Source organism: Belliella calami, assembly GCF_022549695.1.
GTDB lineage: Bacteria > Bacteroidota > Bacteroidia > Cytophagales > Cyclobacteriaceae > Belliella > Belliella calami.
The window spans coordinates 333,613-348,159 of sequence record NZ_JAKZGS010000003.1; the positions used below are offsets into that span (position 1 = coordinate 333,613).

The following is a 14,547-nucleotide window of genomic DNA, read 5'->3' on the forward strand; positions in this document are numbered from 1 at the left end:
CGACCATTGTGGCAAAACACTTAATAGCATCTTGGCTCCGAAAGTATTTGGGAAGAATTATTTACCAGATATTTGACTTGATACTAGTAGCTACACATAATTCAATATGTCTATCCGCTTGATTGCACGTAGCCAATCAATAGAATGTTTGATAAATGATTAGAGGTTCTATTGACAGTTGACAGTTGTCTGTTGAGAATCCGCAACACATAGTGCCTCTTCTGAGCCAACGTGCAACATTGCGGATACTCATATAATTCAATGTCGTTTAGTTAAGATACAAGACCTGCCAGATTTAAATCTTTTATTGGTCTTCCCTGCCGAATAAGAGACATATTCTGATTTAATAGAAAACCTGGCAGATCTTATCTAAAAGGCATGATACATTATTATATATTCATCATTTTCAAACTGTCTACAGTCATCTGACCACAGCAGCTAGAAATGTACGTCAAACAATGTTGCAAATGGCTACTAGTATGAAAAGGGATATCCAATTAAACGAAGAATCAAAACCTGGCACTAGACACTATTGTGTAAACCAAATTCAGGAAAGATCACTAGAGCAACCGTTGACTATCGTCCATAGACCGTCGTCTATATCATTTCCCCTGAAAACAGCGCGGATTTAAATATTTTAATAGCAATGGATAAGAGTATAATCCCAAAGATCCTTCTCAATACATCCAAACCGGTTTTTCCCAATTTCCTTTCAAGCCATGTTGTGCTTTTTAGTACTACATAGACAATGATTAAGTTTATGACGATTCCAATTCCGATGTTGATTTGAGCAAACTCAGCTTTCAATGTCAAAATAGTCGTAAGTGTACCTGCACCCGCGATCAAAGGGAAAGCGATTGGTACAATAGACGCACCACCACTTGCGTCTGGATCAGGTTTAAAGAGTTCGATTCCAAGGATCATCTCAGCACCCAAGGCAAAAATGATCAAAGCTCCCGCTATTGCAAAGTCTTCAACCCCAATCCCGAAAAGATTGAGGATGGATTTGCCGAGAAACAAAAACAGAATCATTAATAACCCAGCTGCTAGCGTAGCTTTTTCGGACTCGATATGTCCAACCTTTTTTCTCAGATTGATCACTATGGGAATAGAGCCCAAGATATCAATGACCGAAAATAGGATCAAGGTGACCGAAAGTATTTCTTTGAAATCGAACATTGCTGATTTAATATTGCTTTATAAATGAAATCAATTTTTCAAATTCCGCTTCAGTGATCGCTGGGAAGTTGGCGATTCTGAAACTAGTTGGCTTCAAAGGACCATAACCACCGCCCATTTGCATCCCTTCTTTTTCAGCAGCTTTTTTGACAGAAGTGATGAACTCCTCTGATCCTGATATCGCCAAAACCGTCGAGCTTCTGCTTTCTTCATTCTCTACCAAAAGCTTCATTTTGCTCGTCATGGCAACAGTATATTCCAACTTCTGCATACGCTCTTTGGTGATTTGATCTATGTGCTGGATTTCTGGCATGTCTTTCAACACCCTGTTCAACAAATATATTCCTAAAACATTGGGCGTATAGTGAGTTTGGTAATTGTCCGCATTTTCCAACATAAAATTCATGCTGTTGTATCTGCCTCTTTCACCTTTGTCTTTTGCTTTCTCAATAGCCTTCGGTGAAACGATCAATACACCAAGTCCTGCTGGCAAGCCAAAGCATTTTTGAACAGATGCATACCATATATCAGCCAGGCCGAAATCCAGTTCAATTCCACCCATGGAAGAAGTTGTATCGACTGCAATCATCTTTTCGGGAAACTTCTCCGCTATTGCAGCTATCGTTTCATTTTTTACCTGAGTGGCGTTTGATGTTTCATTTTGGGTAATTGCAATTACATCAAAATCATTATCTATTTGCAGATTTTCTACATCGATGATGTCATTTGCGCTGATCTTTAATGATTCTGTTTTTGTATTAATGTGCTTTGCATATTCAAACCACTTTTTTCCAAATGAACCTGAGAATATATGATAACTCGCTCCTTGAACGATAGATTGGGTGATGATTTCCCAGTTTTCAGTCGCCGAAGAAGTGAATAGCAATTTATAATCAGCAGGAACATGAAGTTTTTCCTGCATCAAAGTCTCCGTTTCTTTATATAGATTCATAAAGGCAGCACCTCTATGGCTTGCACTTAGAATTCCTGATTCATAAGCATCTTGCAAGTATTTTGGCAATGCTTCATAGACCTTGGAAGGTCCAGGTGAAAATGTAGTCGTCATGATGATAGGTTAGGTTGTGAGAAAGTATTGCAATCCAAGTTCGTATCCTCTAAGTCCAAGTCCGGAGATCATTCCTACACACTCTTTTGTGATGATACTTTTATGTCTAAACTCCTCCCTTTTGTAGATATTGGAGATATGGACTTCCAAGACAGGAGTATTGACTCCAGCGATGGCATCTGAAATCGCAACAGAAGTGTGGGTATATCCGCCAGCATTAAGTAGGATAGCATCACATTCAAAACCCACTTCATGGATTTTGTTGATGATTTCTCCTTCTACATTGCTTTGGAAATAACTCAATTCTAACTCAGAATATTTGCTTTTAAGCGTAAGGAAGTAATCCTCAAAAGATTGGTTTCCATAGATTTCCGGCTCTCTTTTTCCGAGAAGATTGAGATTTGGACCGTTGATAATGATAATTTTCAAAATAGCGAATGGTTAGTGGTTTGTATTATTGGGCAAAGTTATTTGATTAATAAGAGATAACATAAATAAAGGAGAATTAAACTTTGTGAGTAGGGGGGGGTTATTGGGGGAATGGTTATCGGTTAATGAGTTATTAGGGGACTAGTGATTGGGTTATCAGGTGATGGGTTATTGGTTGTTGTTGGATTAGTTATTAGGGGATTTGTTAGTGGTGGGGTTGAATAACAAGCTTAAAAGCCTTCGATCGTAGCGTAAATAAATGAACTAATTGATTGATTAGATGGGATTCTTGGTTAAATAAGATGTTTTTATCATTTTTAGTCAATAAAGAAGCGAAGCATGAAATTCAATAAATCTGGAATTACTTTTAAAATACTCTTGATTCAAACTTTGGTATTTGTAATAGGGATGTATGTATTTGGTTATTTTAGAAGTGATGGTGATCCAAACTCCTTAAAGTCCCTTTCAGGAATTTTGGTTAGCTCTTTGGTTTTCCTTGGATTTATGTGCTGGACTTATGGATTGAATCCGTTTAAAACCAAAAAGCAAATTGAAAATAGTAAAGAATAAAAAGCGGATTTTTATCTTCAAACATGGCAATAAAATTAAGAATTCGAGTTTGGATAAATTTTCCGAAGAGTTTCTCCTCGTTAGAAGCTACGTTTTTGAAAAAGGGAAATTAATTTTTTGAATAAAAAAAAGGTTGAAGATTTTCAAATATACCCTATAGTTGGTATTTTTTCTTTAATGGGGAATTGGTAGGTTTGATGATTGAGAGATAACCCTATAAAATTTCAGAGTATATCATTCGCTGATTTTCTTATTTTGAAGATTGCTAAGCGAAAGTTGTTTTGGGGATGTTGGAGTTATAGCGCATTTAAATAAAGACACTCCTTGAGACAAGTTACAAGCATATTACTCATTGCATTTTTGATTTTCTCATGTAATACGACAGAGGTAAATCAAGAGGAAAAATTCATTAATGATGTTCTATTTTCCATAATCACGGACAATCCAGACATTTTTACATCTAACTGTAAACTTTTAAATAAAATGAGTAATCGATTTATGCCTCCCTCAATTAATTATGGAAATGATTCGACATTTATCGAAACAATCAAAGAGTTTATTGAAGAAGAAGAATTTGATGAATTGCTAAGACAAAAACGAAATATTGAAAAATACGAATTCATTACAGAACAATTTAAAAATAAGTACGAGATAATAAGCGAAGCTAAGATTGATTCCCTAATAAATAGAACCAACACAAATAAAAATTTGGATTATTGGACAGAGTTTCAAAATGAGATTGGATGTTTACAGATTTTTTCCAGACCAATTATTTCCGCAGATAAAAAAACTGCAATAATTAGACACATGGGATTAAGTGGACCTCATGCAGCCGGTGGTTTTATCATTATTTTTCAACTGCAAAATGGAAAATGGACTATTATAGAGGACATTGAATCATGGATAAGCTAAGGAAAATAAAAACGCGCTATAACATTTAGCCCACTAGCCAAAAGTCCATGCAAAAAAGCCCTGATTGATGTAAAATCTATCTGGGCTTTTTGTTAGTGGCTGTTGACTGACAACCGGAGGGTGAAGTGTTTGCTAGGTGTATTAGTACTCTTTTTATGTGTTTAATTATTTTTCATTAGTTATGATTTCTACTAATATTTGACCAATCCCTGTGGAATAGGCATAATAACCCTTACCCATAATTGGGGTATTCTGCTTTAGAGATGTCTTGGACCCAACCATTGTTTTCTTAGATCCTGAATACATGTCAGGAAGGGGCTGGATTTGGTTTGCAAGGTTTTTGTTTTTTATATTAACATTGAAAATTGGTTCAACCTTAGGTAAATTAGAATCTAAGCGTATTAAAAGCATAATAAGCCCCTGATGCATCGGAGCTGGCAGAGTGAGGCGACAGTCTCACGCATAGCTTTTCTCGATTTTCGGGAGATTAGTGGGAAAGTGAGTGGGGAATCCCATGCCTGACCCTATTAGCAGTAAGCAGTGAGCGACACTTCAACAGAGAGAAATCTGTATGTAACAAGGCCGTTTTCATTATCAATTTTTTACCTTTGACGAAATGGATATTGAACAATCAAAATATACTGACTTAATAAGCCAAATTGGTGGACTTCTTCAAAAAGGGAGAGAGCAAGTTGCCAAATCTGTAAACATAATTTTAGTTCAGACTTATTGGTATATAGGCAGGCACATTGTTGAATTTGAGCAGGGTGGTAAAGAAAAAGCTGAGTATGGGACTTTTCTCTTTGAACAACTTTCCAAAGACTTGACACGGCTTTACGGAAAGGGATTTAGCAGGTCTAACCTATTGTATATGAGGAAACTGTATTTGAATTTCCCAAAGAGTGAGACACTGTCTAACGTATTGAGTTGGAGCCATTATTTTGAGATTTTGCGTTCCGACAATGAACTTGAAATCAACTTCTACGTCAAACAAGCCGAGAAAGAAAATTGGAGTGTAAGAGAACTTAAACGCCAAATAAAAAGTATGCTGTTTCATCGCTTGGCATTGAGTAAAGACAAGAAAGGAGTATTGGAACTTTCAGAACAGGGACAAGAAATTCAAAAGGCAGACGATATTCTTAAAGACCCTTACGTTTTGGAGTTCTTGAATATCCCAGAAAGCCATCAATTTTTAGAAAGCGAGTTGGAAGAAAAACTGATTTCAAATCTTCAACACTTCTTATTGGAACTTGGTAAAGGCTTTACGTTTGAAAAAAGACAATACCGAATTTCAATCAGTGGAAAGCACTTTTTTGTTGACTTGGTTTTCTATCACCGTATATTAAAATGCTTTGTGCTGATTGACTTGAAACGTGGAGAAGTAACACATCAAGATGTCGGACAGATGAACTTGTATCTGAATTATTTTAAGAAAGAAGTTAGCACCGAGGGTGACAACGAACCAATCGGAATAGTTTTAGGAGCAGCTAAAGACCATGTTTTGGTAGAGTATGCGACTGAGAGTATTAGTAACCAGCTTTTTATAAGCAAATATCAACTTTATTTACCAGACAAAAAACAACTTGAGAACGAGCTAAACAAACTCTTAGACGAAGATGATAGTCCTGGCAGCCGCTAACATTTAGCCTACTAGCCAAAAGCTCTTCGTACCGACCCCTATAGGTAAGCCATGATTGATGTGAAAATCTACCATGGTTCCGAAATTCTTCGAATTAAGTGGCTGCTGCTTACCGCGGCGTACATCCGCAGGGTGAAGGGTTTGCTAGGTGGAATAGTATGCTGATTGGTGGGTTTTGAGAAGTGTTTTTTTAGTTTTTGGTTGTATTTAGGGAATTATGCTATTAGTTGGGCATGGCATCCCCACCATTGCTTTGGGATTTAATTTTTCAGCATGTCTTGGATCCAACCCTTGATTTCTTAGATCCTGTAAGTGGATCAAAAAGGTGCGGGATTTGGTTTGAAAGGTTTTGGTCTTTTAGCAGACCTATCCCTTGTATCAAAGATGATCCACATTCAAGATTGGGATTGTGTTGTTTTAGTTTTTGATCTTCTTCTGGCTTACTGGCTCTGGATATGAATTCCAACGGGTCCAAATCAAGCTAATCGATAATGGTGTCGATTACCCTGACGGGATTAAAGGAAGGTATTGCATCTTCCATACTTGAAAAAGTTAGTTGGAATCGGTCTTTTCCTTGGATGTTGTTCATAGAAATAAGTTGATTTTCTTAAAACTAGTATCACTAAATTCACTAATTTTAGAGGGATTCCCACAATTCGGCGGGCCAGGTGTGAAATAGTTGAACTAAGAAAATGTAGAGACTTATTTCACAGTCTGACGTTGTGCAACATTTAACCAAATCAACAAAACCTGAACAAAATGGAATTAATTGCAGGTAACTATTATGAAAACATAAAATGTGAAAACTTTAATGACAAGGAAACAGGTAGAATTAGAGTAAGACCTTTAAGTGGACAAAACTTACCTACAAACTTGGTAATTGAATGTAGTAAAAGCGAAAGAGAATTACATCCAATCGGAACTAAATTCATAACGAAAAATGTAAAAGTTTGCCAAAAACCAGATGGACGAATTTACTTGCGAGCTAAAGACCAATTCATTAAAAAAATTGGTTAAGTCATTAAAGAATTGTGACTAAAATAAAATACGAAATTGAAGGAGGAAGTGGTTTTAGGATTTTCCATCCATTCGCAAAGCTGGAACAGAAAAAAAAACAAACACATATGAAACAGACACTTTTAATTTTAACACTTTTACTTTCTTTAAATACTTTCGGACAAACGGGTCAGAAAAATTTTATTGACCAAAATTATATTGAAGTGAATGGGACTTCTGAAATTGAAGTTTCACCTGACAAGATTATCATAAATATCATTATCAATGAAAAGGATCATAAAGGTAAAACTGTAAATGACGTAGAAAAACTTATGGTTGATAAATTGAAGGCCTTATGAATTGATATTCAAAAGCAATTATCCATTTGAGATTTTGTGAGTAACTTAAAGAATAATTGGATACTCAGAAATGAAATTCAGTCAATCAAACAATATGAATTATTAGTGAAAGATGCGGAAACGGTCAGTAAAGTTTTTAAAGAACTTAATAGTCTTGGAATTTCTTCCTTTTCAATTGACAGATTAGAAAATAGTGAAATAGAAAAATACAAAAGAGAGGCAAAGTCCAAAGCAATAAAACAAGCAAAAGAGAATGCGGAAACTTTGGTTCAAGCCATTGGACAAGAATTAGGAAGAGCATTATTAATTAGTGAAGAAAATTACCCTCAAAACATAACAGGAATGCTGCAGGGAAGAGTAGCAGGAATAAGAATAAGAGGAGCTTCATCTTTATCCTCGAATTGGGAAACAACACCTGAAATTGAATTCGAAAAGATTAAAATTGAATATCAAGTAAAAGTGCTATTTGAATTAAAATGAAAGCACGAAATGCTAACATCACCTTGGAAATAGCCGGCGGTACGTGTAAATATGAAAATTCATTATCATTAATTAAGTTAGGAGTAAGTATGAAGAAAATGGCTCCGAATGCCTGCCTGAAGTCAGACATGCCCGAAGATTTCAAGCTGAATCAACTTATAACTCACTTAAGTAATATGAAGCACATATTTTTGGTATTCTTATTTTTGATAATTGTAGCATGTTCTTCAAAGCCAGAAGATAGGGATAAACAAATTTTAGATCAAACAGTAGAAGACCTTGCGATAATAGAGGAGGAAGAAGATATCCAAGAGATACTAAAAGGAGAGAGGATTGATGGGCCAGCTAATTTGAGAGATAAAGAAAATGGGAAGATAATCCTTTCTTTTGATGATAATGTTTTGATAGAAACTAGCCCAAGTCAAGGTGATTGGTTAAAAATTGGATTTTTTGTTCAAATTGCCTCAGATGAAAGCCCAATGATTAAATTATTTCCAGAAGATCAGCTGAAAGCACCTGATGGATCTTACATTGGTAGAGTAAAAGATACACTTGAAGTTTGGAGAATTCATGAAAACGTAGGCTTGATTGAAGGCTATACTCACATTGGCAACATAAAGCAAAATTCGATTCCTGAAACTGCACTAGAAAATGCTCTCAAAAGAAGTGATTTCACTAAATCGTCATTGGATAATTACATAGAATCCTTTGGATTTATTGAGTATAAATTGAATCAAGAATTAAATTATAGGCAATTATTCATCTATGAAAGTTATGTCGTAGACCCGTCACCAAGAGATAGAATTACATTAATATTTGATGATTTCGATATGCTAATGGGAATTTTTCATTCTAGAGAGCTCCAATTACCAGAATATGAAACATTCAAACTTATCCGAGGACATTCATTCACATGTATTGCAGATCTGGATAAATCCGAAACACAAAGAATAATCCAAGAACGCATTAAATTTTACAATTCAATTGATTAAAATAGAAATGTCTTTTGAAGGTAAATCTAATTGACAACTTTTTTTGAATGTTATTAACTTTAAAAAATGATAGTAAACGGACGAGATGAATGATAAAATGATCGTTGATTTAAAAAAATCGTATCTTTAAGAAAGATTAAAAAAATGGAAACTATTAGGATCGATATTTTGAACCCAAAGGCTAAAGCCCTATAAAAGACTTGACTAATTTCAATTTTTTCATCATATTTAGATCTTTGTCTCAATGAATAGGAAACCTATGGAAATCAATAAATTCGGTATGACTTTTAAAAAGCTTTTGTATCAAGCATTCATATTTTTCTTAATGATGATAGTTTTGGAGCTTTTTTGGCTCTCCGAAAATCCTGACTTGTTGAAAATATTAACGGGAGTTTCTGTTGGATCTATTATTTATCTCGCTTTTATGTGCTGGATGTATGAGGTGAATCCATTTAAAAAGAAACTAAACCACAACAAAAAATAGATCCATGATGACTTTTAAGAATCTATCGATACAGGCGCTTTCCGTAGTTTTTATTTTTATAGTAGTTCAATACCTTTGGCTTGGTGAGTATATCACTTTTACCAAGGCATTACTCTCTGGGATTGTTTTTTTTGCATTTTACTTTCTATACTTAGTCTGGCTACACGAGGTTGATGTTTCAGTTAGGTTAAATACCATATATTCGATATTTTCAAAAAACAAAAAGCTTAAAATATCAAGCAGATGAAAAAGGAATTAATATCAGAACTTTTTGACAAATTTGAAAGTGCTTGTCATGATCTTGATGGACTTGAATGCTGGAGTGGACGTGAATTACAAGAAATTTTAGGCTATTCTGATTGGCGCAATTTCACAAATACCATACAGAAAGCTGTTAAATCTTGCGAGAACTCTGGAGAGAAAGAATCAGATCATTTCGTTGGAGTCAACAAAATGATAGAAATTGGAAAGGGAGGGCAAAGAGAAGTACAAGACGTAGCCTTAACAAGGTACGCATGCTATCTTGTAGCCCAAAATGGCGATGCCTCTAAACCTGAAATTGCTTTTGCACAAACATATTTTGCTGTTCAGACGAGAAAGCAAGAACTAATTGAGCAAAGACTTTTGGATATTACAAGAGTAAATGCTCGGGAAAAACTTTCAAAGTCAGAGAAAAAATTATCGGGTATCATTTACGAGAGGGGTGTGGATAACAAAAGCTTCGCATTAATACGTTCAAAGGGAGATCAAGCACTCTATGGAGGAAAGTCCACACAATTCATGAAAAGTAAATTAGGAGTGCCAACAAATAGACCTCTTGCAGATTTCCTTCCAACATTAATGATAAAAGCTAAAGATTTTGCTGCAGAATTAACAAGTCATAATGTAGTTGACAAAGATTTGTCAGAAGATCATGCTATTAGCCAAGAGCATATTGACAATAATAAAGAAGTCCGAAAAATGCTTCTAAAACGAGGTGTGAAGCCTGAAAATTTACCGCCTTCTGAAGATGTTAAGAAAGTCCAAAGAAGAATTGACAGTACAGAAAAGAAAATATTAAAAGACTTGAAAAAAGATAAGTAAATCCATGATGACTTTTAAGAATCTAACGATACAGGCGCTTTCCGTAGTTTTTATTTTTATAGTAGTTCAATACCTTTGGCTTGGTGAGTATATCACTTTTACCAAGGCATTACTCTCTGGGATTGTTTTTTTTGCATTTTACTTTCTATACTTAGTCTGGCTACACGAGGTTGATGTTTCAGTTAGGTTAAATACCATATATTCGATAGTTTCAAAAAATAAAAAGCTCAAAATTTTACTAGGGGGCTTTGTTTATTTCTTGGTTTTCGGACTATTGTGCATTTATATTGGTGGTGATTCATTAAAACAGACTTTGCTTAAAAGTGGAATAACAACTTTGTTTTATATGATTTTCATGAGTTTTACTTTTTGGAAAAATAAATCTAAAGTGATAAAGCAGTAGCCTGGAAGGATTGCCAATTAATTTCTTGTTAAACAAATTGATTCACATATTTTTAGGGTCAATGAAAATCCTCTTACAATCAAATATTTAAGTAAAAAATTGTATTTTTGAATAAATTCTCGAATTATGGATTTACAAACTAGAAAACTTAAGTTAATAACTTATTTGGCTCAAATTAAGGACGAAGTGTTTTTAGATAAATTAGAAAGTTATATCCTGAAACAAGAAGTTGAAGGTAATTCCGTCTTGAAATCATTTACTTTTGAAGAGTTTATTAATAGGATTGAAAAGTCAGAATTGGATTTTGAAAACGGAAATTTTAAAAGTCAAGATGATTTAGAGAAAATATCTACAAATTGGTAGGGATGAAAATAGTTTGGACTGATTTTGCAATCAGAAATTTAAAGGACATTTTTGACTGTTATTCTACTAGAGTTAATAAAAAGGTTGCCCATAAAATTAGACTTCAAATTCTTAAATCTTCCAGACAACTCAAATACAATCCTAATTCTGGATCAATAGACCCCAACCTTATTAGCTTAAATAAAAATCACAGATATTTAATAAGCGGATATTATAAATTGATTTACAGGGTGGTAGAGGATAAAGTTGTTATAAATGATGTTTTTGACACAAGACAAGACCCATCAAAAATGATTGACGAAAAACGAAAAACTAAATAATTTCTTAACTCAAATTCAGTGATTTTCTGATTCGAAGATTAACCTCGGTTTAGCGTCATAGATATTACGCAAGTGACAGCTAACCATCCTAAGCAAACTCAAATATGTCCACTTGGACTTCCTATCTCAAGCAATTTCAGCACTATCTCAAACTCGAAAGGTCTTTGAGCAAAAACTCCATTTTGGCATATCAACAGGATATGGAGAAGTTGATTCGCTATATGGAAAATAACTTTCCGTTGGTGAATCCGCTCCATGTGCAGCTAGAGCATCTTCGCTATTTTGTCAATGGACTTGCTGATCTTGAAATTTCCGAATACACCCAAGCAAGAATCATCTCTGGAATCAAAGCGTTTTATAAATTTTTGATGTATGAAGATTTGATTCACGAAGATCCAGCTCAATTGCTCGAAGCGCCAAAGCTTGGAAGAAAATTGCCAGATACGTTGAGCTATCATGAAATCAGTCAGATTTTGGATGGCATTGAGCTGGGACTTCCAGAAGGCCACAGGAATAGAGCTATGTTGGAGATTTTGTACTGCAGCGGTTTACGAGTTTCCGAATTGACAGATCTCAAAATTGGGAATGTGTATGCCGATATTGGTTTTTTGCGGGTGATTGGAAAAGGAAACAAAGAGCGGCTGGTTCCTGTAGGCAGGGATGCCTTGAAGTACTTGAAAATTTATTTGGAGCAGTTTCGTGTTCACCAATCCATAGCCAAAGGACATGAAGAATTTGTATTTCTGAATCGAAGAGGGAAGAAATTGACCAGAGTGATGATTTTTTTGATCATCAAAAAACAAGTGGAGGCTATAGGTTTGAAGAAAAATGTAAGTCCGCACACTTTTCGTCACAGCTTTGCAACGCATCTGATAGAAGGCGGCGCCGATCTAAGGGCTGTGCAGGAAATGTTGGGACATGAAAGCATCACCACTACAGAAATCTATACCCATCTTGACCGTGATTATTTGAGGCAAGTGCTGAATGAATTTCATCCAAAAAAATAGACTAAAACTCAAATTTCACCCCAATACTTGGTTGGATCAATTGGAAAGCGGTGTTCCTTGGGCTTAAAGTGACATTTCCTTGATCATTGTAGCTAGCGTCATTTTTTGTCAGGATATTCATATTTCCAGTTTGGACATAATTTACTTTCAATTCAATAAATGTATCATTTCCTTTTCCTAAAGGAATCATCAGTCCACCTCCAAGCTGATAGATTGTTGCCCAATCATAAACTTCAGTCCCTGAAGAAATGGGTTCCGAAATTCTGTTTTCCCTAACTCTGGATCTTGTGTAAGTATGAATCCCTCCAAAATGACCTTCTACAAAGGGCCTTACCAAGAAACTTGTCACAGGCATTACTCTCACTACTCCAGTAAGATTGACGGCATTGTTGTTTCTTCTGATCCGGAAACTTTGTTCTGTGCCATTGATGATATTGCTGCTTCGGGTCATTTCTGTCCCATATCTTCCATAGCCAAGTTCACCACCGACGAAAATTGGAGTTTTAGGGATTTTATATAGACCATTTATACTGATTGAGGGAAAAACAATATTGCCAACCTCAGCATTAAAATCACCAGTTGGAATGCCAGCGTTGAAATTTATTCCTCCGAAGCCTTCCTGAGAAAATGCAGTATGTGATATAGTGAATAAAAGTATTATTCCACAGAGTAAATTCTTCATGCTTATGGTATTTAGAGATGGAAAGTTTTACTTTTTTACGGTAAATAATTAGGAAGGTTAGTTCGTTAGCAATTAATACCTCACTCTGGGGGTGATCCCTCGCATTTATTGGTTTTTTTCTTTGTGAATTTGGTGTTTTTACTTTATGATCCTTGTGGTAAAAATTATAAATACAAAGGAGATCACTAAGTCTCGGATGCACTTTAGTTGCCTTTAGGCGAAACCAAACCTGTCGGTCTTTAGCCGATGGTAGTTTAGTTTACATTACAGGCCCTTTCTTACAAGTAGCCATACAAAATGATATTTTTTTAAATCAATTGATGTACTGATAACTAATCTAGTAATAACCCATAACTATTATCCGCATGAATTTATCGGGAAATCCACCTATTGGTGCCATAGCGGATAATCATATTAATTTAAATGGAATTTAACATTTGCTTCGCAAAAGATTTTTAAAAGCTGTAATTTAGCGGCAGCAATAATCTTCGAGCAGTGTACAAATCCCTTATAAAACCGATTCTTTTTCAGAAAAACCCTGAATCAGCGCATCATTTCACCTTTTCTTTAATCAAAAGCACTTTCAATTTGCCGGTTGTTAAGCAGTTTGTCAAAGCGCAATTTTCCTTCAAAGCTCCAAATTTGGAAAGGGAGGTTTTTGGATTGAAATTCAAAAATCCAGTCGGTTTGGCAGCTGGATTTGATAAGGATGCCAAGTTGATAGATGAAATGGCCATGTTAGGTTTTGGATTTATAGAAATCGGCACTTTGACCCCAAAGCCTCAAGAGGGCAATCCACAGCCAAGGCTGTTCAGGCTTCCGGAGGATGAAGCTTTGATCAATAGAATGGGCTTCAATAATGGCGGAGTAAAGGAAGCTGTGGAGCGCTTGAAGAAAAGAAAATCTGATGTGATAATAGGTGGCAACATTGGAAAAAATAAGCTGACGCCAAACGAAAATGCGGTAGATGATTATTTGATCTGTTTGGAAGCATTGCATCCTTATGTGGATTATTTTGTAGTGAATGTAAGTTCTCCAAACACTCCTAATCTGAGGGATTTGCAAGAAAAGGAGCCTTTAAAGAAATTATTGCTTGCTGTCAAAGAAGCTAATGACAAAAAAGACTTTCCAAAACCAATCTTGCTAAAAATCGCTCCTGATCTTACAGATGGACAATTGGACGATATTGTAGAGATCGTACAAGAGACAAAGATAGCTGGAGTCATAGCTACAAATACCACCATAGATAGGAGTAAACTGAAAACAGATCCTTCATTAGTAGCATCCATAGGTGCAGGTGGGGTTAGTGGCAAAGTTTTGGCTAAGAGAAGTACTGAGGTAATCAAATATTTGTCCCAAAAGTCAAACAAGTCTTTTCCAATAATTGGCGTTGGTGGCATCATCACAGCAGCGGATGCGATCGAAAAACTTGAAGCGGGAGCAAGTTTGGTTCAGGTATATTCGGGGATGATTTATGAAGGGCCAAGTATGATCAAGAAAATCAAAAAGGGACTTTCGTCACATTTCCGAGATCAATAAATTAGAATTCTGTATATTTCGATTTAATCATTTTCATTAATAGA

The 14,547-nt window shown here is 35.4% G+C and carries 17 protein-coding genes; 13 read left to right on the top strand and 4 right to left on the bottom strand.

Translation table 11 applies throughout. The features are described 5' to 3' along the window. Positions 1 to 597: 597 nt before the first annotated feature. From MM236_RS06115 to aroQ, 3 genes are read right to left on the bottom strand one after another with little or no spacing between them, the layout of a single operon-like run. The gene (locus tag MM236_RS06115; protein ID WP_241274060.1) at positions 598 to 1,179 is read right to left on the bottom strand and encodes a MarC family protein; all 582 of its coding nucleotides are present in this window, start codon (positions 1,177 to 1,179) and stop codon (positions 598 to 600) included. 7 nt (positions 1,180 to 1,186) lie between these two features. Further along, complete coding sequence (locus MM236_RS06120; protein ID WP_241274061.1) at positions 1,187 to 2,245, bottom strand: aminotransferase class V-fold PLP-dependent enzyme; 1,059 nt, start codon at positions 2,243 to 2,245, stop codon at positions 1,187 to 1,189. 9 nt (positions 2,246 to 2,254) lie between these two features. Then, positions 2,255 to 2,674: a type II 3-dehydroquinate dehydratase gene (gene aroQ / locus MM236_RS06125; protein ID WP_241274062.1), complete on the bottom strand. Its 420-nt coding sequence runs from the start codon at positions 2,672 to 2,674 to the stop codon at positions 2,255 to 2,257. A gap of 339 nt (positions 2,675 to 3,013) precedes the next feature. Here aroQ and MM236_RS06130 point away from each other — a divergent pair, with 339 nt between their 5' ends. From MM236_RS06130 to xerD, 12 genes are all read left to right on the top strand, one after another. Continuing rightward, positions 3,014 to 3,244: a hypothetical protein gene (locus tag MM236_RS06130; RefSeq protein WP_241274063.1), complete on the top strand. Its 231-nt coding sequence runs from the start codon at positions 3,014 to 3,016 to the stop codon at positions 3,242 to 3,244. Positions 3,245 to 3,742: 498 nt separating this feature from the next. Continuing rightward, entirely contained in the window at positions 3,743 to 4,156 is a 414-nt protein-coding gene (locus tag MM236_RS06135; protein WP_241274064.1) for a hypothetical protein, read from the top strand. A 616-nt stretch (positions 4,157 to 4,772) separates the two neighbouring features. Beyond that, positions 4,773 to 5,795 (top strand): PDDEXK nuclease domain-containing protein, encoded by a 1,023-nt coding sequence (locus MM236_RS06140; RefSeq protein ID WP_241274065.1) that lies wholly within the window; start codon positions 4,773 to 4,775, stop codon positions 5,793 to 5,795. A 759-nt stretch (positions 5,796 to 6,554) separates the two neighbouring features. Beyond that, positions 6,555 to 6,812 (top strand): hypothetical protein, encoded by a 258-nt coding sequence (locus MM236_RS06145; RefSeq protein ID WP_241274066.1) that lies wholly within the window; start codon positions 6,555 to 6,557, stop codon positions 6,810 to 6,812. A gap of 14 nt (positions 6,813 to 6,826) precedes the next feature. Further along, positions 6,827 to 7,150, top strand: coding sequence for a hypothetical protein (locus MM236_RS06150; RefSeq protein WP_241274067.1), 324 nt, complete (start codon positions 6,827 to 6,829; stop codon positions 7,148 to 7,150). 36 nt (positions 7,151 to 7,186) lie between these two features. Next, positions 7,187 to 7,630 (top strand): SIMPL domain-containing protein, encoded by a 444-nt coding sequence (locus MM236_RS06155; RefSeq protein ID WP_241274068.1) that lies wholly within the window; start codon positions 7,187 to 7,189, stop codon positions 7,628 to 7,630. Next, a complete protein-coding gene (locus tag MM236_RS06160) occupies positions 7,627 to 8,622 on the top strand; it encodes a hypothetical protein (protein ID WP_241274069.1) in 996 nt (331 codons plus the stop codon). The genes MM236_RS06155 and MM236_RS06160 overlap by 4 nt, the downstream gene beginning before the upstream one ends. Before the next feature lie 259 nt (positions 8,623 to 8,881). Continuing rightward, the gene (locus MM236_RS06165) at positions 8,882 to 9,106 is read left to right on the top strand and encodes a hypothetical protein (RefSeq protein ID WP_241274070.1); all 225 of its coding nucleotides are present in this window, start codon (positions 8,882 to 8,884) and stop codon (positions 9,104 to 9,106) included. 243 nt (positions 9,107 to 9,349) lie between these two features. Next, positions 9,350 to 10,189, top strand: coding sequence for a DNA damage-inducible protein D (dinD, locus tag MM236_RS06170; protein WP_241274071.1), 840 nt, complete (start codon positions 9,350 to 9,352; stop codon positions 10,187 to 10,189). A 529-nt stretch (positions 10,190 to 10,718) separates the two neighbouring features. After that, on the top strand, positions 10,719 to 10,955 hold the full coding sequence (locus MM236_RS06175) for a hypothetical protein (RefSeq protein ID WP_241274072.1): 237 nt from the start codon (positions 10,719 to 10,721) through the stop codon (positions 10,953 to 10,955). 2 nt (positions 10,956 to 10,957) lie between these two features. Beyond that, a complete protein-coding gene (locus MM236_RS06180) occupies positions 10,958 to 11,275 on the top strand; it encodes a type II toxin-antitoxin system RelE/ParE family toxin (RefSeq protein WP_241274073.1) in 318 nt (105 codons plus the stop codon). A 104-nt stretch (positions 11,276 to 11,379) separates the two neighbouring features. Further along, positions 11,380 to 12,282: a site-specific tyrosine recombinase XerD gene (gene xerD / locus MM236_RS06185; RefSeq protein ID WP_241274074.1), complete on the top strand. Its 903-nt coding sequence runs from the start codon at positions 11,380 to 11,382 to the stop codon at positions 12,280 to 12,282. A gap of 1 nt (position 12,283) precedes the next feature. Here the strand turns inward: xerD and MM236_RS06190 are convergent, their stop codons facing one another. Beyond that, positions 12,284 to 12,964, bottom strand: coding sequence for a hypothetical protein (locus MM236_RS06190; protein WP_241274075.1), 681 nt, complete (start codon positions 12,962 to 12,964; stop codon positions 12,284 to 12,286). Positions 12,965 to 13,459: 495 nt separating this feature from the next. Here MM236_RS06190 and MM236_RS06195 point away from each other — a divergent pair, with 495 nt between their 5' ends. Further along, positions 13,460 to 14,503 (top strand): quinone-dependent dihydroorotate dehydrogenase, encoded by a 1,044-nt coding sequence (locus MM236_RS06195; protein WP_241274076.1) that lies wholly within the window; start codon positions 13,460 to 13,462, stop codon positions 14,501 to 14,503. Positions 14,504 to 14,547: the final 44 nt, after the last annotated feature.

Bases quoted from the DNA above. Each gene is read 5' to 3' on its own strand.
- MM236_RS06115 (WP_241274060.1), bottom strand. From the start codon at position 1,179: ATGTTCGATTTCAAAGAAATACTTTCGGTCACCTTGATCCTATTTTCG.
- MM236_RS06120 (WP_241274061.1), bottom strand. From the start codon at position 2,245: ATGACGACTACATTTTCACCTGGACCTTCCAAGGTCTATGAAGCATTG.
- MM236_RS06130 (WP_241274063.1), top strand. From the start codon at position 3,014: ATGAAATTCAATAAATCTGGAATTACTTTTAAAATACTCTTGATTCAA.
- MM236_RS06135 (WP_241274064.1), top strand. From the start codon at position 3,743: ATGCCTCCCTCAATTAATTATGGAAATGATTCGACATTTATCGAAACA.
- MM236_RS06140 (WP_241274065.1), top strand. From the start codon at position 4,773: ATGGATATTGAACAATCAAAATATACTGACTTAATAAGCCAAATTGGT.
- MM236_RS06145 (WP_241274066.1), top strand. From the start codon at position 6,555: ATGGAATTAATTGCAGGTAACTATTATGAAAACATAAAATGTGAAAAC.
- MM236_RS06160 (WP_241274069.1), top strand. From the start codon at position 7,627: ATGAAAGCACGAAATGCTAACATCACCTTGGAAATAGCCGGCGGTACG.
- MM236_RS06165 (WP_241274070.1), top strand. From the start codon at position 8,882: ATGGAAATCAATAAATTCGGTATGACTTTTAAAAAGCTTTTGTATCAA.
- dinD (WP_241274071.1), top strand. From the start codon at position 9,350: ATGAAAAAGGAATTAATATCAGAACTTTTTGACAAATTTGAAAGTGCT.
- MM236_RS06175 (WP_241274072.1), top strand. From the start codon at position 10,719: ATGGATTTACAAACTAGAAAACTTAAGTTAATAACTTATTTGGCTCAA.
- MM236_RS06180 (WP_241274073.1), top strand. From the start codon at position 10,958: ATGAAAATAGTTTGGACTGATTTTGCAATCAGAAATTTAAAGGACATT.
- xerD (WP_241274074.1), top strand. From the start codon at position 11,380: ATGTCCACTTGGACTTCCTATCTCAAGCAATTTCAGCACTATCTCAAA.
- MM236_RS06190 (WP_241274075.1), bottom strand. From the start codon at position 12,964: ATGAAGAATTTACTCTGTGGAATAATACTTTTATTCACTATATCACAT.